The sequence below is a fragment of the Apibacter muscae genome, from assembly GCF_007845635.1.
Taxonomy (GTDB): domain Bacteria; phylum Bacteroidota; class Bacteroidia; order Flavobacteriales; family Weeksellaceae; genus Apibacter; species Apibacter muscae.
Genome location: NZ_SELG01000022.1, coordinates 19,963 through 38,694, shown reverse-complemented (window position 1 = coordinate 38,694; position 18,732 = coordinate 19,963). Strand labels below are relative to the sequence as shown.

The window sequence follows — 18,732 nt, the reverse complement described above, 5'->3', positions numbered from 1 at the left end:
GAGAGGGAAATATATCCCGAGGAAACAGGAACCGGAACACAAAATAAATAGGCTTATTGAAGTTCCAGAAGTTAGATTAGTAGGAGAAAATATAGAGCAAGGAGTTTATCCTTTAAAAGAAGCTCTTAGAATATCTGAAGATTTAGAGTTAGATTTAGTTATGATTACTGAATCTGCAACTCCACCCGTTTGTAGAGTAGTAGACTATAAAAAGTTTCTTTATGAACAAAAAAAGAAACAAAAAGAACTAAAATCTAAACAAACCAAGGTAGTTGTAAAAGAAATAAGATTCGGACCTCAGACCGATGAGCATGATTATGAATTTAAAAAGAAGCATGCACAAAAATTTTTAGAAGAAGGATCTAAGTTAAAAGCATATGTTTTCTTTAAAGGAAGATCCATTATATTTAAAGATCAAGGGCAAATATTGTTATTAAAATTAGCTCAAGAGTTGGAAGAATGGGGGAAAGTTGAGCAAATGCCTAAATTAGAAGGTAAAAGAATGATAATGATGATGGCTCCTAAAAAATAAAATTTTTTAATTATAAACTCAACGATCATTCATTGATTCAAGAGAATTAAATAAATTTTTAAATACAAAAGATAACGACATAAATATAAAAAAAATGCCAAAATTAAAAACAAAGTCAGGCGCAAAAAAGCGTTTTTCAATTACTGGGAGCGGTAAAATTAAAAGAAAGCATGCGTTTAAAAGTCATATATTAACCAAAAAGGCTACTAAACAAAAGCGTAATTTAACCCAAACAGCATTAGTAGCTAGTGTTGATGAACCAAGCGTAAAAAGACAATTATTGCTAAAATAAAATATTTAGTATAAACTAAATATTTGGTTTAATTTAAAATTAGTTTAACCCTAAAATAGAGCACTAAGAGAAATTTTTCCGCCTATTTTAAAAAAACACAAAAATATGCCAAGATCAGTAAATTCAGTAGCTTCAAGAGCTAGAAGAAAAAGAGTACTTAAATTAGCCAAAGGTTACTTTGGACGTAGAAAAAATGTTTGGACAGTTGCCAAGAATGCTGTTGAAAAAGCATTGCAATATGCCTACGTAGGTAGAAAACAAAAGAAAAGAAATTTTCGTGCATTATGGATACAAAGGATTAATGCAGGTACTAGAGAGCATGGACTTTCCTATTCTAAATTTATAGGTTTACTTAAACAAAATAATATAGAATTGAATAGAAAAGTTTTGGCTGATTTAGCTATGAATCATCCAGCAGCTTTTAAGGCAATTGTAGATTCAGTAAAAAAATAAATAATTAATTATTCGTTATCTTTAAACACTCATGATTCATGAGTGTTTTTTATTTTAAATCCTATGGTAAAAATAAAAATGACAATATTGATTATTTTTATTTATTCTAAATAAAAATAATCAATTATATTTGCGCAAACTTTTTAAAGAATGACGCATAAATTACTTTTTTTACCTTTTTTTTTAGGTAGTTTACTATCACAATCACAAAAATTAGATTCCATTCAACCTCGATTCGTAGAAATAGATTCTATACCCAAAGATACCATAATCCTAAATCATGGATCAATCAATAATTCAAGGGATAGTTTACAGGGAGTTATAGTAATAGGTAGTGCTAAAAAAAAATATTTGAATAAAAATATCTCCTCCTCACTTAGGTTAGACGAAGAGATAATTAAAATTCCACAAAATATAAATATAATTTCCAATGCAGCCTTAGAAGATCAACAAGTGACAACTCTAAGTGATGGGGTTTTAAGAAATGTTGCCGGTACACAGAGATTGGAACATTGGGCAGATCAATATACACATGTAAATATGAGAGGATCTCGAGCATCTGCATTTTTAAATGGTGTAAATATAACCTCGAATTGGGGCCCGTTAAGTGAAGATATGAGTTATGTTGATCGAATTGAATTTGTTAAAGGTCCAGCAGGATTTTTAATGTCTAATGGTGAACCTAGCGGTATATACAATATAATTACAAAAAAACCTACCGGAAAAGAACTTAATGGATACGCACGGTTTACACTTGGTAGTTTTGATTTATACAGGGCAGAAGTAGATCTAGATTCTAAGATTAACGATAAGATATCCATACGTTTAAATCTTATGGGGCAGAATAAGAATAGTTTTAGAAAATATGAATTTAACGATAGATATGTTATGAATCCATCCATTAAAATAAATCTTACAGACCAAACTACTATAACAGCAGAATATATATATCAAAAAGCAAAAATGTCTAATATTGGTTCAGCTTATGTATTTTCCTATGAAGGTTATGGTACAAAGCCTGTAGATTACACCTTGTCTGACCCTGGGCTAGCACCGACCAATATAGATAGTCATTTGTTTAATATTAATTTACAACATATAATAAATCCTTATTGGAAATTGACTGCTCAGTTAACTTATTTAAATGAATATACCATGGGGAGTAGTCTCTGGCCATCATCCTTTAATCCTGATGGAACCATGATTCGAAGAGTAACCTTGTCACAATCTAGTAATATTATGAAATTTGGTCAAGTGTACTTGAATGGAAATATGAAAACAGGGGTGATTTCACATAAAATTCTTGCAGGTTTGGACTTAGGAAGTAAAAAATACATGGCAGATTGGAATCAATGGCAAGATTTAGATACCGAAGAACATCCTTTTAATACAAATTCTTTAAACTATCAATATCCAAGTAACGGTTATCCTGTCTTTAATACATCTGTACCCCTAGTTACAAGAGCAAATCCTGCTGGGACAATTGAACAAAATTATTCAGGAATCTATTTGCAAGATGTATTAGGTTTTTTTGATGATAATCTTAGACTTACTATCGCTGGCAGATATACAGATGTAAAACAAAACGATTATGGGGTCGAAAAAAATGCAAAAAAGTTTACTCCAAGGTTAGGTTTAAGTTATTCTATTAATGAAAACTTGTCAGTATATGCTTTATATGACCAATCATTTGTACCCCAAGCAGGATTTTTAAGATCGGGTAAGCATCCTAAGCCTGTCACAGGAAATAATATGGAACTAGGATTAAAAAAAGATTGGTTCAACGGAAAGTGGAATACTGTATTGTCCTTATATAAGATCATTAAGAAAGATGAGCTTACTGCAGATCCGTTAAGTGATCCCAACGAAAAATATTCAATTGTATTAGGAAAAACAAGAGCTGAAGGTATAGAGTTCGATTTAAAAGGAGAAATTTTTAAAGGATTTAATATAATTGTTAACTATGCATTCACAGAAAATAAAGTCATTGAATCAAATACGCCGGAATATCCTAAAGGCTCAAGAATTGCAGGTTATGCTAAACATACGGCCAATGCTTGGTTGAATTATACAATCAACCAAGGCTCTTTGAAAGGAGTTGGCTTTACGTTTGGAGGTACTTATTTAGGAGATAGAAGCTCGTGGAGCTGGGGAGGAGAAGGACAAATCCCAATGAATGATTATTTAAAGTTTGATGCAGGTATCTCATGGGAACATTCTAATATGAAATTAAATTTAAATGTATTTAACGTATTTAACAGATACTTGTATTCAGGTTCAAGCTTTGCATCCTATTATTATTACCAAGCAGAAGCTCCAAGAAACTGGAGATTATCTGTAGGATATAAATTTTAATTAAAATAATTATGAATAATTTTAATTAGATCCAAAAAATTAATGAGCAAATCAATTAATAATAAATTTTTTCTCAATCTAAAAAAATGGATTAAAAAAATGCATTTATGGTTGGGATTATTCATAGGTATTTTGATACTTATCATATCCCTTACCGGTGCTCTGTACGTGTTTAAAGATGAAATAGAAAATTACAACCGTAAAGAATTTATCTATCATCAGGAACAAGACGTAGAAAATAAAGAAGTGTTACCCATTCGGAGCCTTGAAAAATTAATTGATAATCAAGTAAATGAAAAATTTCCATTACATTGGGTAGAGATTCCTTTAGATAAAAAAAAATCATATAAGTTTTTCTGGTATGAGCATAACACGCATGCATGGAATTATTTTGATGAATTTCCTGTATACAAACTTGCTTATGTAAATCCATATAACGGTCAAATTTTAAAAATATACGATGAAAAGAATGGATTTTTCAATATAGTTAAAATGATTCATTGGAGTTTTTTGCTAAAAATGGATTGGGGTAAATACGTTGTAGGAATTCCGGTGCTCATATATATAATTATGCTAATTTCAGGGATTGTACTGTGGTGGCCTAAAAATAAATCCGCAAGAAAGCAAAGAATTTGGTTTAGATGGAAAAAAATTAAAAATTGGAAAAGAAAAAATTACGATTTGCATAACATATTTGGGTTTTATACATCCATCTTTGGGTTATTATTCGCCATAACTGGTTTATTTTATTCTTATCTTTTAGTTGGCCAAATTATATATGCAATTTTCACTTTAGGTAGCGATCCTGCTCCAAACTTTTCAAATATTACCACCCAAGCACCTATAGAGATAAGAACCGATCAAACTTTAGATAAAATTATTGCTAAGGTTAACAATTTATACCTTAATGCGGAAAGTTTTAGTTTTGATTTAGGACATCCTCATATAGATAACCATGAGCATCCAAATTTTCAAATATATGTTAAACACTTTCCCGGTGTTTATTATAAAAATAGCCTATTGATTTTTGATGAAAACTCAGGAGAATTACTAAAAAATTACGATCCAGAAGATAAAAATTTGGGTGAAAAAGTAATTGCCGCTAACTATGATATACATGTAGGGTCAATAGGGGGGCTTCCTACTAAAATATTAGCATTTGTAGTTAGTTTACTAATAGCTTCAATGCCAGTAACTGGTTTTTTAATATGGAAAGGTAGAAAAAATAGAAAACTTAAATCTTAATTGATTTAAGTTTTCTATTTAGAACCTTATATGTTTAGAAAGGCATATTAGAATCTTCTTCATCCATATTCTCATCAATTCCAAAAGAATCGCTTGGATTTATAGTAGGAATATTTAATGAACTTTCAAAAGATGTCCCTACCTCGTTTATTTTACTTTCAAAAGTTGTTGATAGATCATTTGAATTAGAATCATTATAAAAATAATCATCTAAATCAGAAAACTTAGCTTGAGAGCTGGTGAACTTTAATCGAACATCTTCCAACGCCCCATTTCTGTGTTTCGCAATAATAAATTCCCCTTGACCGGCACACGGAGTACCATCTTCCCATGTGTCTAATTTATAATATTCCGGTCTATATATAAATGTAACTATATCTGCATCTTGTTCAATAGCTCCGGATTCCCTTAAATCTGAAAGCAAAGGCTTTTTGCTCCCTCCTCTGGTTTCAACCGAACGAGATAACTGTGATAATGCAATTACAGGTATTTCTAACTCTTTGGCTATTGCTTTTAAGGAACGAGAGATCGTAGCAATTTCTTGTTCCCGATTTCCTATACCTTTCCCCCCAGCAGTCATTAGTTGAAGATAGTCAATCATAATAATTCTAACCCCATGCTGAGATACAAGCCTACGTGCTTTAGCACGTAAATCAAAAACAGAAATTCCGGGAGAATCATCGATAAAAATGGGAGCTTTTTCCAATTTATTAACTCGAGAATACAGTTGCTGCCATTCCAATTCAGATAAATTGGCTTTTCGTAATTTTTCAGATTCTAAACCTGTTTCGCTTGAAATCATACGCATCATTAGCTGTTCTGCCGACATTTCCAATGAAAAAATACCAATAGGTGTTTCTGCATTTATGGCGATATTTCTAGCCATGGATAGAATAAAAGCTGTTTTCCCCATTCCAGGTCTTGCAGCAATAATAATTAAATCTGAAGGTTGCCAACCCGCAGTTATTTTATCCACATTTTTAAATCCAGAAGGTATTCCACTCATTCCTTGCTTAGATTCAAGAGATTTTATTTTTTTTAAGGCATTGGATACCAAATTTTTAGCTTCATTGAAGGTTCTTTTTAAAGTACCATTGGTAATTTCGTACAATTGACTTTCGGAATAATCCAATAGATCAAAGACATCTGAAGTTTCATCGTAAGATTTTTCAATCATATTAGACGAAATTTCAATTAACTTTCTTAAAATAAATTTCTCTAAAATTATGCGAGAGTGATATTCAATGTGAGCCGAAGAAGAAACTTTGTTGGATAATTGTATCAAATAAAAATCGCCGCCAGCAGCATCAAGTTTTCCTTGTGAACGCAGTTTATTAGAAATAGTTAAAATATCAATTGGTTCCGTCTCTTTAAATAAATCTTCAATAGCTTCATAAATAAACTGATGCTCTTTTTTATAAAAAACTTCCGGAGATAAAATATCTATAACCTCATCCAGCCCTTTTTTATCTATCATCATAGCACCTAGCACAGCTTCCTCTAGATCAATGGCTTGAGGAGGAAGTTTTCCTTTTTCTAAGGTTACAATTTTATTGGATTTAATTGAATTTTTTTTCTGATAATCTAATGGCTCCATAATAACCTCAAAAGTAATCATAAAAATCTTTTTTAACGGATAATTTTCTAACAAGGCTAGTGGTGCCTAGGCTGTAAAAATTAATATAAGGTTTATAATAATTAAGATGAGATTTATAATGTGTTATCTTTGTTATATGAAATGGGATCAAATTATTGGGCAAGAAACATTAAAGAATAAGTTACGAGATTCAATCATTGAAAATAGAATTAGCCACGCACAATTATTGGTTGGTAAGTCTGGATATGGAGCCCTAGCTTTAGCTTTAGCATATGCTTCAGAAATAATTTGTGTAAATTCTGAAACTTGTTATAAGAGATTAAATCAATTTCAACATCCTGATTTGCACTTGTCATTTCCAACTATAAATAATTCTACAGAGAAGAGAGAAGCTGTAAGTGCTGATTATGCATCACAATTTCGAGATTTTTTACAAAAAAGTGTTTATCAAGAATTAGATCAGTGGTATGAGTTTTTAAATGAAGAAAAAAAGCAAGGATTTATTTCTGTAAAGGAAATAGAAAATATCATTAATAATTTAAGTTTAAAAAGCTTTGAAGGAGGTTATAAAGTACAAATAATTTGGGGGGTAGAGGCAATGAGAACGGAAGCAGCAAATAAGTTATTGAAAATCTTAGAAGAGCCTCCTGCAAAAACTCTTTTTTTATTGATAGCGGATGACGAAAAGAAAATTTTGCCTACAATACTATCTCGATGTCAAAAAATTTTAATACCCCGTATTGAAGAGACTTGTATTCAGCAAAGCCTACAAAATTTATATTCCTTAGAAAATAATGAATCCAATATAATAGCTAAAAGATCGCAGGGAGACTGGGCTTTAGCTTTAAATTTGTTGAATAGCTCTAAAGTGAACGAAGAATTTGAAAAATTCTTTATACAATGGAATAGAGCAGCGGTTATGGCTCCAAAAAAAGTTGAATTTTTAAAAGAAATTGTTGAATGGTCAATAATCATTGCTGGATGGGGAAGAGAAAAACAAAAAAGATTTTTGCAGTTTTGTTCCGAAACCTTTAGACAGGCTTTACTTGAAAATTATTCAGCAAATAAATTAGTGAATGCCTCATTAAGCTATAACAACTTCAATTGGAAAAGTTTTAGTTTTTTTGTTCATGGAAATAATATTCAAGATATATTAGAAGAAATAAATTCAGCTTACTATCATATTGAAAGAAATGGAAATGCAAGAATTATATTTTTAGATATGGGTGTAAAACTTACACGTTTTTTAGCTAGAAAACGAGAGTAAATTTTATTAAATATAGTTTGAAATTTTTTATATTTAATTCATATACAATAAATTATAAAAATAATTTATTTAGAATCGTTATAAATTGTATCGTTGTTAAATATATATTAAAAAAATATTTGGCGTTAGACTTCATATTTATAATTTTGCAAGTATCGCTTTTTGGATAAAATTACACCAATATTAAATAAGTTTCATTTGTTTGAAATCAATTATTATGAATAAAATTTTAGCAGTAATTATGCTGGTTCTCTTTACAGGAGTTTCTGTTTTTGGGCAGGATCTTTCTGGTGATTCTAAAAAAGGAGAAACCTTATTTAAAGCTAATTGTACCGCTTGTCATGCTTTAGACAAGAAATTAGTTGGGCCTGCTCTAAAGGGGATCTATACAACACTATCTTCAGAAGGAGTTAGTAAAGAATGGATCATGAAATGGATCATGAACAACGAAGCTTTAAGGAAAAGTGGAGATAAAAGAGCCAATGATATCTACAAAGAATATTCAGAAGCAGCCATGGATGTTTTTGAAGGAAGATTGTCTGATCAAGACATTGAAGATATTTTAACATATGTAAACAACCCACCGGAACCAAAAGTTGAAGAAGCTCAAGTGGAGGTACCAGTAAAACAAAATACCGATACGGATAGTTCTAAATTACTTTTAGTTTCATTTGTAATAATAGGAATTATACTTATTATTACTCTGTTTAAAATAAATACGTTAGTTAAGCTAAGTACTAAAGGTACAGAATTATCTTCTTTAGAAAGCCATAAAATTAAAAACCTTTCAGAGTTCTATAGGAAATATCAAGGATTTAGTTATTTTATTATATCCATACTTTTAATCATTTCCTTATATGGTGTTTGGGCTTGGTTAATGGGAATAGGTGTTGACAAGGGGTATGAACCGGATCAACCCATTTATTTTTCACATAAAATCCATGCAGGAGAAAATAAAATTGACTGTCAAGTATGCCATTCAGGAGCAAAATATGGTAAAGTTTCAGAAATACCTTCTTTAAGTGTATGTATGAATTGCCATAGAAATATAAGTGAATATAATGGAAAATATATAGAGCCTGGGAAATCCAAAGAATTTTATACAGGAGAAATCAAAAAAATATACAAACATATTGGTTGGGATGAAGAAAACCAAAAATATACAGGTAAACAAACTCCAGTTAAATGGACAAGAATTCATAATATGCCTGATTTTGTTTACTTTAATCACTCACAACATGTCGTAGTTGGAGAAAAAACAATAATTGCTGGGTATAACAAGAAAAATCCTAATCAACAAATTGATGTAGTATGTAAAGCATGTCACGGTCCAGTGGATACTATGAATGTGGTAAGAATGTCAAATGACTTTACTATGGGTTGGTGTATCGATTGTCATAGAACAACAGAAGTAGATATGACAAACGGATACAATGCAGCATATTTCGATAAGTTGCATGAAAAGTTGAAATTAGAGTACGGTCAAGATAAATCTACCATTACAGTAGATGCTATAGGAGGAATTGAGTGTGGTAAATGTCATTATTAATAAATTAAAATCATCAGAAGATCATTATGGCTTCAAAAGATAAAATAACATTTAGAAGTTTAGAAGAGTTAAAAGACCCATCTTTAACTGAAAAAATTGCAAGTAATGAGTTTGCAGAAGAACTTCCAATTGATGAATTTTTAGGGGATGAAAAAGCTATGTTTTCCACTAAAACTACAAGAAGAAATTTTCTTAAGTTTCTAGGTTTTGGAACAGCAGCTGCAACATTAGCAGCTTGTGAAGCCCCTGTTGTAAAGTCTGTCCCATATATTGTTAAGCCAGAAGGTATAGTTCCTGGTGTTCCAGATTATTATGCCTCTACTTTATTCAATGGTTTTGATTTGGCTAGTGTTTTAGTAAAAACAAGAGAAGGCAGACCTATAAAAGTGGATAGTAACAAAAATGCCAAATTATTTTCTGGAAGTACAGCTAGAAGTCAGGCTTCAGTTCTTTCATTATACGATAACAATCGAGCCAAAGGTCCTAAATTAAATAATCAAAATACAGATTGGAAATCTTTAGATGCTTTTGTGTCCAAAGGTTTACAATCAACGCTTACCTCAGGAAAAAAAGTGGTTATTTTAACCCCTTCTTTCCCATCACCATCAACCAAAAAAATAATTGCTGATTTTAAAACGGTTTATCCAACTACTGAACATATTGTATATGATTCGGTTTCCTATTCTTCAGCCTTAGATGCTTCTCAAGAAGTTTATGGATCAAGGATTTTGCCTTTATATGATTTATCAAAAGCAGAATTATTAGTTTCTTTTGGAGCAGATTTTTTAAACGACTGGAATGGCGGACACTTAGAAGAGTCTTATTCAAAAGCTAAAGTTCCTGGAAAAAATATGCTTAAGCATATCCAAATAGAATCGAACTTAAGTTTGTCGGGTGCAAATGCAGACGAAAGAATGCCATTAAAGCCATCTGCAGTTCAAAAATTACTTGCAGAAGTATACAAAGCACTTGATGGCAATTCTGCTAATAAGGTTGCTGTTAAAATTGCAAAAGAACTAAAAGAAAAGGGACCTAAAGCAGTAGTTTTTGCTGATGGAGACAAATCATCTTATGTTTTAGCATACCTAATCAATCAAAAAATAGGCTCTCAAGTAGCAGATTCACAAAGAGTTGTCTTAATGAAAGAATCTGACGATTCCAAATTTTCTGAATTAATTCATTGGTTAGATGCAGGGAATGTTGAAGTATTATTAAACTTCAACACAAACCCAGTTCATTCATACTCTGAAGGTGATAAATTAGCTACACTTCTTAAAAAAGTTCCTTATTCTGTATCGCTTTCGGAATACGAAAATGAGACAGCTTTGGTTTCTAAAGCTTTGGCACCAGTACCGCATTGGCTAGAATCTTGGGGAGATATTAATCCAGCTACAGGAGTATACCTTCTTGTACAACCAACAATTCAAAGAATTTTTGATACACGTCAATTTCAAGACTCTCTATTGGTTTGGAAACGCAACAAGAATAAGGTAAATACAAATTCAAACGAAGAAGAGGCAAATAATGCTGATGAATCTTCAATATCGCCTTCGATTGAAACCACAGAATTTAATTCAACGTATACAAATTCTACAGCAACACCTCCGCAAACTGATAGCTATTATAATTTTTTAAAAGAATTTTGGAAATCTCAATTAGCGTCTACAGTAGGGTATAGCTTTAATCAAGCACTTTATAATGGATATAATGAAAGTAAAGAGGTTGCAGTATTAACTGTGGTAGGAGGAGACTCTGCAAAAGCTCTAAACTCCATTCAGTCAATTAAAGAAGGTGATTTAGAATTAAATCTTTACTTAAAGACATCTATAGGGGATGGAACACAAGCAAATAATCCTTGGTTGCAAGAACTGCCTGATCCAATCTCAAGATTAACTTGGGATAATTATATTACCATTTCGGAAGAAGATGCGAGTAAATTAAAACTTAGAAATGAGGTTAATGGTAGAATGCAGTTGGACGGCTCTTTGGTGGATGTAACCGTAAATGGTAAAACTATTAAAGATGTGCCGGTTTTTATACAACCCGGCCAAGCGAAGGGATCTATAGGCTTAGCTTTAGGATATGGACAAAAAACAGGAAAAGTAGGTAAAACAGGAGTAAATGCTTATCCGGCTTACAATAATTCTAATTTTAACCAATACAATATAAGTCTTAAGGATACTGGTAAAATGCATGAATTTGCTTCTATGCAAATGCAAGGAACCTTAATGGGGCGTTACGAAATAGCTAGAGAAATACCTTTAGAAACATATTTAAATGAAAAGTCTGAGGTTTGGAATCCTGCTTTAAAAATGGGAACCTATGTTGGTGAAATGCCTATAGGTAAAATTGGTCTATGGACTGAATTCGACAGCAAAGATGGACCCCATTTTAATCTTTCCGTAGATTTAAATAGCTGTACAGGATGCGGCGCTTGTATTATCGCATGTCAGGCAGAAAATAATGTACCTGTAGTAGGTAAAGAAGAAGTAAGAATGTCTAGGGATATGTTCTGGCTTCGAATTGATAGATATTATTCAGCGAAGAAAAAAATTGATCAAAGAGAAGAGATTTTAGAAAATCTGGATCAGGTTCCTATGTACAAAGAACTTATAAAACCAGATGCTACTAATCCAGATGTTATTTTCCAGCCAGTTATGTGTCAGCATTGCAACCATGCGCCGTGTGAAACGGTTTGTCCAGTTGCAGCTACATCTCATGGAAAACAAGGACAAAACCAAATGGCTTACAATAGATGTGTAGGTACAAGATATTGTGCAAATAACTGTCCATACAAAGTTCGAAGATTTAATTGGTTCAACTATGCACTAAACGATAAGTTTGACTACAATATGAATAATGACGTAGAACGTATGGTATTAAATCCGGATGTTGTTGTTCGATCTAGAGGAGTAATGGAAAAATGCTCTTTATGTATACAAATGACTCAAGCAACCATTCTTAATGCTAAAAAAGAAGGTAGAAGAGTTAAAGATGGGGAATTCCAAGTGGCTTGCTCACAAGCTTGTTCTACAGGTGCAATTCAATTTGGAGATGTAAATGACCCAGAATCAGAGATACTAAAACTATCCAATGATAAGAGAAAATACGTATTATTAGAAGACATTGGTACGAAACCTAATGTATTTTATCAATATAAAGTAAGAAATAGAACTAAATAGAATTAAAAATATTTTAAGTAATTTACTATGTCAGGACATTACGAAGCACCTATTCGGGAGCCGTTAATTTTAGGAGATAAATCCTATCATCAAATAACGGAAGATATTGCCAAGCCAATAGAAACAAAGGCGGGTAAATTATGGTGGTACGCTTTTTATATAGCATTAGTAGCATTTATCTATGGTGTAGGTTGTATAGCATACACAGTAGGTACAGGGATTGGTGTTTGGGGGCTAAATCGAACAACCAATTGGGGTTGGGATATTACCAACTTCGTATGGTGGGTAGGTATTGGTCACGCAGGGACATTGATTTCTGCTGTTCTATTACTTTTCCGTCAAAGGTGGAGAATGTCAATCAACCGATCTGCGGAAGCCATGACCATTTTTGCTGTAGTTCAAGCGGCACTGTTTCCAGTAATTCACATGGGTAGACCATGGTTGATGTATTTTGTATTTCCAATTCCCAATCAATTTGGATCTTTGTGGCCAAACTTTAATTCTCCGTTGTTGTGGGACGTATTTGCAATTAGTACCTATTTTTCTGTATCAGTAGTTTTCTGGTATATAGGTTTAATACCAGACTTTGCTATGGTAAGAGATCGTGCGGTTAAACCAGTAACAAAAAAAATATATAGTATTTTAAGTTTTGGTTGGGGAGGAAAAGCTAAACATTGGCAAAGATTTGAAGAAGTTTCTTTGGTTTTAGCTGGTTTAGCAACTCCATTGGTATTTTCAGTTCACACAATTGTATCTTTTGACTTTGCTACCTCAGTTATAAAGGGTTGGCACTCAACCGTCTATCCACCATACTTTGTAGCAGGAGCAATCTTTTCAGGATTTGCCATGGTTCAAACTCTACTAAGTGTGGTTAGAAAAGTTTGCCATTTAGAAGACTATATTACTTTGAAGCATATTGAGTATATGAATATAGTAATCGTAGTAACAGGTGGGATGGTAACCGTTGCGTATATCACAGAATTCTTTATTGGGTGGTATTCCGGTAGTAGATATGAAGATTTCACCTATTTCTCCATAGGAGCAGCTACAGGTCCATACTGGTGGGCATTTTGGTTACTGATTATTTGTAATGTTTTAATACCAGCATCGCTTTGGGTAAGAAGATTAAGAAGAAACTTTCTTTGGACATTTATTGTTTCAATAGTTATAAATATAGGTATGTGGTTTGAAAGATTTGATATTATCGTTATAAACCTTTCTAGAGATTATTTACCGAGCTCATGGACAATGTTCCAGCCTTCTTTTGTAGATGTAGGGATTTTTGCGGGTACCATTGGATTCTTCTCTGTCTTATACCTTTTATATGCTAGAACTTTTCCAGTAATTGCGCAAGCAGAATTAAAAACTATTGTTAAAACTTCAAGTGAAGGTTATAAAAAACATCATTCAGAACATGAGCACCACTAAAACAAAAATATACGGGTTATACGGAGATGATGATCTCTTATTAGATGGAGTAAAACAGCTTCGAGAAAAAGGTATTCAAATTGACGAAATTTACACACCATTCCCAGTTCATGGGCTTGACAAAGCAATGGGATTGAAAGAATCAAGATTATCGGAATTTGCTTTCGTATATGGAGCGATTGGTTTAACAGTTGCTTGTTTATTGACATGGTATACCATGAATCACGATTGGCCACAAAATATTGGAGCTAAGCCTAGTTTTACATGGGGGCAAAATATGCCTGCATTTGTTCCTATAATGTTTGAGCTGACTGTTTTATTTGCAGCACATTTAATGTCAATCACTTATTTAGCGCTTAATAAGCATTATCCAGGACAAAAAGCTCAGAATCCTGACCCTAGAACGACGGACGATAAATTTTTGATTGAAATTTCAAATCAAAATTTCGATTATGTGAAAGAAATTCTTATAGCTACCGGTGTTGAAGAAATAACCGTAAAAAAATTAGAAGATGAAAAAATTAACTAAATATATTCTAATTGGTACAGTTGCTTTGAGTTTAATCTCATGTAGCAAAAAAAAGCCAGCCCTAGTTTATTTTCCAGATATGTATTATCCGGTAGCCTATGATCCTTACGAAGAGGCAGTTTTAGCATATGGAGAGCAAACAACAACTGTTCCATTGTTTAAAAAACACGACGGAAGAACGGCATTAGATCCTGTTCCCGGTTCAATCGCTCAAAATCCTGAAGGAATTTTACCTATGGACTTACCAGCCACTCCTGAAGGGTATGAAGCTTCTAAAAATGTAGTTTCACCATTAAATCCTGAAAATAAAGAGAAAGATTTAGCTAGAGGTAAATTGTTGTTTGATAGAACATGTGCAGTTTGTCATGGAACCGCAGGCGATGGTCAAGGAAATATTGTACAATCAGGAGCCTATTCAGGAGTCCCAAATTATAAAGATAGACAAATTACGGTTGGTTCTGTTTATTATGTAATGCTACATGGAAGAAATGCCATGGGTTCATATGCTGGACAATTATTACCTGGAGATATGTGGAGAGTTGCAGAATATGTGATCCATGAATTTAAGCCAGAAGTTGAGAATTCATCAAAAGTAGCAACTATAAAAACAACAACAGAAACCTCTGAACAATAATACAACTATGAGATACATATTTTCATCAAGACTTAAGTTAACATCTATTGTACTAATAATAATAGGACTGATTTCTTTTGGAATAGGATATTATCAGAACTCACATGTTGATCATGATAGGGTAGTAACTATTCTGGAACATAATGAAGAAATTGCTCATGCTCAACCCATGAATTCTATATATAAAAATGACGTTCCTCTATCTAAAGAGCATATTGAGCATGCAGAAATTCAAATACATAACCGACCCTGGGCTGCCTTTATGGTACCGTTAATGCTATTTTTTGGAATAGCAGCCACATCTTTATTTTTCTCAGCAGTACAACATGCTGGAAATGCTGGATGGTCTATTGTTGTAATTAGAGTGATGGAGGGTATAGCATCGTTTATTCCTGTGGGGGGTATAATGGTCGTTATTTTTATAATTCTGTCATCTTACGGCTGTCTGAATGGAGGAGGATTAAATCATTTGTACCATTGGATGGATCCTTCATTAACAGATCCAAATTCTTCACATTTTGATTTGCTAATTAAATCTAAGCAACCATTTTTAAATCGTCCTTTCTTTGTAGTAAGAACAGTGATTTATATTATTGGTTCCATATTTTTCCTCTATAAAATTAAATCTTTAACAAGAAAGTTAGATGAAACAAAAGCTATCAGTGATTACAATAGAGTTTACAATTGGAATGTAGGATTCATAGTTTTTTTTGCACTTGCATCTGCATGTTGGGCTTGGGATTGGTTAATGTCTATAGATCCACACTGGTATTCTACCCTCTATATGTGGTATACCATGATTAGCTGTTTAGTTTCTGCAGTAGCTGTAATGTTAATAATTTCAATTTATTTGAAGAAAAAAGGTTCTTTGCCTGATTTTAATGACAACCACATGCATGATTTAACTAAATTTTTATTCGGGTTTAGCTTGTTATGGTCTTACTTATGGTTTGCTCAATTTATGCTTTACTGGTATGCAAATGTTCCCGAAGAAACTAATTATTTCTTTGGAAGGTATAAATTATACAGCCAAACCTATTTTACAATGCTAATTCCTAATTTAGTATTACCTTTTTTAGTTTTAGTAAGTAGCAAAATCAAAAGAAATTATACTATAGTTCCTTTAATGGCTTGTGTAGTGATATTTGGACATTATATGGATTTCTTTAATATAATTATGCCAGGTACAGTAGGTGCCTTTTGGGGATTTGGATTCTTGGAAATTGGTGCGTTCTTGTTTATGTTAGGTATATTTATATTTACTGTTATGACATCCATAAGTAAATTGAATTTACAAGCGAAAGGAAACCCATATTATCATGAAAGTAAAACTTTTGAATATCCATTTTAATTAAGTTTCTAAATATAAAAAAACTGATAATGACAAATTATCAGTTTTTTTATATTTGTAGTATACGCATTATATGTTAATATTATAAAAAAATATAAATTAATTAATAATAAGATATATATGTATGGCATGATATTTTCTATTTAATCACCTGATAACAGAATTAAATAAAAAGAATTATTATGCGTAGAATTAAACTTTTTCTTCCAATGTTAGCAATGACTTTTGGTTTAGGAAATCTAGCTCAAGCACAGATTCAAAAAGGAAATTTAATGGTTGGTGGATCTATCACAGATATGGATTTTGGCTTAAAAAAAGGTCAATCTTGGGGGATTGGTATAACTCCTAAATTGGGTTATTTTATTAAAGATAATTTAGCTGTAGGTGGTTATGTAAATGTGGATATCTCTAAACAAGGACAAGGTAGTACTACCAGAACAGGATATGGGGTTGGAGCTTTTGGACGTTATTATGCTAATAAAGAAGATATAAATAATCTCTTGAAAAATGGAAGATTCTTTTTTGAAGTAAATGCAGGTTTAGAAGGTGCTAACCAAAAAGGTGAGCCTACGACAAATGGATTTGGATTTGGATTAGGACCTGGATATTCCTATTTTATTACTCCAAATATTGGATTGGAGGCGCTAGTTAAATACAACGGACTTACGGGCGGAGGTAACGAAGGATATCAACATGATTTGTCCTTTAACGTAGGATTCCAAATATACTTGCCTACTTCAAAGGTGAAAAATAGATTAAATAATTTATAATAAATTAAAGTATAAAAATAAAAAAAAGGTCTGATATCAGACCTTTTTTTATTTTTGTCTAAAATAAACTTCAATAGGTACTCCCGTGAAATCAAAATTTTTGCGTAATTGGTTCTCCACAAATCTTTTATAAGGCTCCTTTACGTATTGAGGGAGGTTAGCAAAAAATGCAAATTGAGGTGTTTTTGTGGGTAATTGTGTACAATATTTGATTTTAATGTATTTTCCTTTAATACTTGGAGGAGGAGTGGCTTCAATGATAGGAAGCATAACTTCATTCAATTTACTGGTTTTTACTCGTCTATTTCTGTTTTCGTAAACTTTCATAGATGTTTCAACAGTTTTAAATACCCTTTGTTTGGTTGTAGAAGAAGTGAATACAATAGGGGTATCCGTAAATGGTGCAATTTTATCTTTAATGTAATTTTCAAATTGTTTTAAAGTATTACTTTCTTTATCAATCAAATCCCATTTATTTACAACAATTACAATTCCTTTACGAGATTTCTGGGCTAAGTATAGAATATTCATGTCTTGTTTTTCCCAACCAATAGTAGCATCTATCATTAAAATAACAACATCAGAATCTTCAATGGAACGGATTGATCTCATTACAGAGTAAAATTCTAAATCTTCACTTACTTTGCTCTTTTTTCTCATCCCAGCCGTATCTACTAATACAAATTTATATCCAAATTTATCGTAAAGAGTTTCGATACTATCTCTAGTTGTTCCAGCTATATCAGTAACAATGTTTCGCTTATCTTCCAAAAGAGCATTAGTTAAAGTTGATTTCCCTACATTCGGTCTACCGACAATTGTTATTCTTGGTAATCCTTCAAAAGGATCAACATAATTTTCTTCTTCAAAAGTAGCAACCACATCGTCCAACAAATCTCCAGTACCACTACCAGTCATGCCAGAAATTGTGTAATATTTGTCAAATCCAAGAGAATAAAATTCCATGGCACTTGTCTCTAGCATACTATTGTCAACTTTGTTAACCACTAAAAACACTGGTTTTTTCGTTTTGCGCAATAGCTGTGCAACTTCTTGATCCATATCTACGACTCCTTCTGTAACATCCACAAGAAAAATTATGGCAGAAGCTTCATCTATTGCTAATTCTACCTGTTTTCTTATTTCATCTTCAAAAATATCGTCAGATCCTTTAATATATCCTCCTGTATCAATAACTGAAAAGTCAACTCCATTCCAATCACTTTTTCCATAATGTCTGTCTCTAGTAACCCCAGAAACGCTATCTACAATAGCCTCTCTCTTTTGCAATAATCGATTAAAAAAAGTTGATTTTCCTACATTTGGTCTACCTACAAGTGCTATAATGTTAGCCATATAATCATTTTTCACAAAGGTAATTAATTTTACTAATTCAGAATTAACACTAAATGAATTAGTTAAATACATCTAAAAAATTAATTACTAAAAAAATTACCACTTGTGGTAATTTTTTTTAAATCATTATAAAATATTATCATTTAAGTCAAATGATGGTTAGACTTTAATAAAAAAGTTTTAATTGGATAA

At 32.0% G+C, this 18,732-nt stretch carries 15 protein-coding genes; 13 read left to right on the top strand and 2 right to left on the bottom strand.

Features of this window, described 5'->3' with window-relative positions:
- Positions 1 to 13: 13 nt before the first annotated feature.
- The 5 genes from infC (at position 14) to ETU08_RS00685 (ending at position 4,877) form a co-directional block, all read left to right on the top strand.
- Positions 14 to 532, top strand: coding sequence for a translation initiation factor IF-3 (gene infC / locus ETU08_RS00705; protein WP_260390868.1), 519 nt, complete (start codon positions 14 to 16; stop codon positions 530 to 532).
- Positions 533 to 626: 94 nt separating this feature from the next.
- The gene (rpmI, locus tag ETU08_RS00700) at positions 627 to 824 is read left to right on the top strand and encodes a 50S ribosomal protein L35 (protein ID WP_146261091.1); all 198 of its coding nucleotides are present in this window, start codon (positions 627 to 629) and stop codon (positions 822 to 824) included.
- 105 nt (positions 825 to 929) lie between these two features.
- Positions 930 to 1,277 (top strand): 50S ribosomal protein L20, encoded by a 348-nt coding sequence (gene rplT, locus ETU08_RS00695; protein ID WP_146261090.1) that lies wholly within the window; start codon positions 930 to 932, stop codon positions 1,275 to 1,277.
- 150 nt (positions 1,278 to 1,427) lie between these two features.
- On the top strand, positions 1,428 to 3,632 hold the full coding sequence (locus ETU08_RS00690; RefSeq protein WP_146261089.1) for a TonB-dependent siderophore receptor: 2,205 nt from the start codon (positions 1,428 to 1,430) through the stop codon (positions 3,630 to 3,632).
- Between the two features lie 99 nt (positions 3,633 to 3,731).
- Complete coding sequence (locus ETU08_RS00685; RefSeq protein WP_260390857.1) at positions 3,732 to 4,877, top strand: PepSY-associated TM helix domain-containing protein; 1,146 nt, start codon at positions 3,732 to 3,734, stop codon at positions 4,875 to 4,877.
- A 34-nt stretch (positions 4,878 to 4,911) separates the two neighbouring features.
- On the opposite strand, the gene dnaB is transcribed toward ETU08_RS00685, so the two are convergent.
- Positions 4,912 to 6,474, bottom strand: coding sequence for a replicative DNA helicase (gene dnaB, locus ETU08_RS00680; RefSeq protein ID WP_146261106.1), 1,563 nt, complete (start codon positions 6,472 to 6,474; stop codon positions 4,912 to 4,914).
- A gap of 136 nt (positions 6,475 to 6,610) precedes the next feature.
- On the opposite strand from dnaB, the gene ETU08_RS00675 reads away from it, so the two are divergent.
- From ETU08_RS00675 to ETU08_RS00640, 8 genes are all read left to right on the top strand, one after another.
- The gene (locus ETU08_RS00675; RefSeq protein WP_185145247.1) at positions 6,611 to 7,741 is read left to right on the top strand and encodes a DNA polymerase III subunit; all 1,131 of its coding nucleotides are present in this window, start codon (positions 6,611 to 6,613) and stop codon (positions 7,739 to 7,741) included.
- 217 nt (positions 7,742 to 7,958) lie between these two features.
- The gene (locus ETU08_RS00670; protein WP_146261086.1) at positions 7,959 to 9,290 is read left to right on the top strand and encodes a c-type cytochrome; all 1,332 of its coding nucleotides are present in this window, start codon (positions 7,959 to 7,961) and stop codon (positions 9,288 to 9,290) included.
- Positions 9,291 to 9,316: 26 nt separating this feature from the next.
- Positions 9,317 to 12,472, top strand: coding sequence for a TAT-variant-translocated molybdopterin oxidoreductase (locus ETU08_RS00665; protein WP_146261085.1), 3,156 nt, complete (start codon positions 9,317 to 9,319; stop codon positions 12,470 to 12,472).
- Between the two features lie 27 nt (positions 12,473 to 12,499).
- Positions 12,500 to 13,900, top strand: coding sequence for an NrfD/PsrC family molybdoenzyme membrane anchor subunit (gene nrfD / locus ETU08_RS00660; protein WP_146261084.1), 1,401 nt, complete (start codon positions 12,500 to 12,502; stop codon positions 13,898 to 13,900).
- Positions 13,887 to 14,429, top strand: a complete 543-nt coding sequence (locus tag ETU08_RS00655; RefSeq protein WP_146261083.1) for a DUF3341 domain-containing protein — start codon at positions 13,887 to 13,889, stop codon at positions 14,427 to 14,429. Before nrfD ends, ETU08_RS00655 begins: the two co-directional genes overlap by 14 nt.
- Positions 14,413 to 15,063 carry a c-type cytochrome gene (locus ETU08_RS00650; RefSeq protein ID WP_146261082.1) on the top strand — a complete coding sequence of 217 codons (651 nt, stop codon included), beginning with the start codon at positions 14,413 to 14,415 and terminating at the stop codon, positions 15,061 to 15,063. The genes ETU08_RS00655 and ETU08_RS00650 overlap by 17 nt, the downstream gene beginning before the upstream one ends.
- Before the next feature lie 7 nt (positions 15,064 to 15,070).
- A complete protein-coding gene (locus ETU08_RS00645) occupies positions 15,071 to 16,414 on the top strand; it encodes a quinol:cytochrome C oxidoreductase (protein ID WP_146261081.1) in 1,344 nt (447 codons plus the stop codon).
- A gap of 182 nt (positions 16,415 to 16,596) precedes the next feature.
- Entirely contained in the window at positions 16,597 to 17,184 is a 588-nt protein-coding gene (locus ETU08_RS00640; RefSeq protein WP_260390854.1) for a porin family protein, read from the top strand.
- A 48-nt stretch (positions 17,185 to 17,232) separates the two neighbouring features.
- Here the strand turns inward: ETU08_RS00640 and der are convergent, their stop codons facing one another.
- On the bottom strand, positions 17,233 to 18,540 hold the full coding sequence (gene der, locus ETU08_RS00635) for a ribosome biogenesis GTPase Der (protein ID WP_146261080.1): 1,308 nt from the start codon (positions 18,538 to 18,540) through the stop codon (positions 17,233 to 17,235).
- Positions 18,541 to 18,732 lie beyond the last annotated feature (192 nt).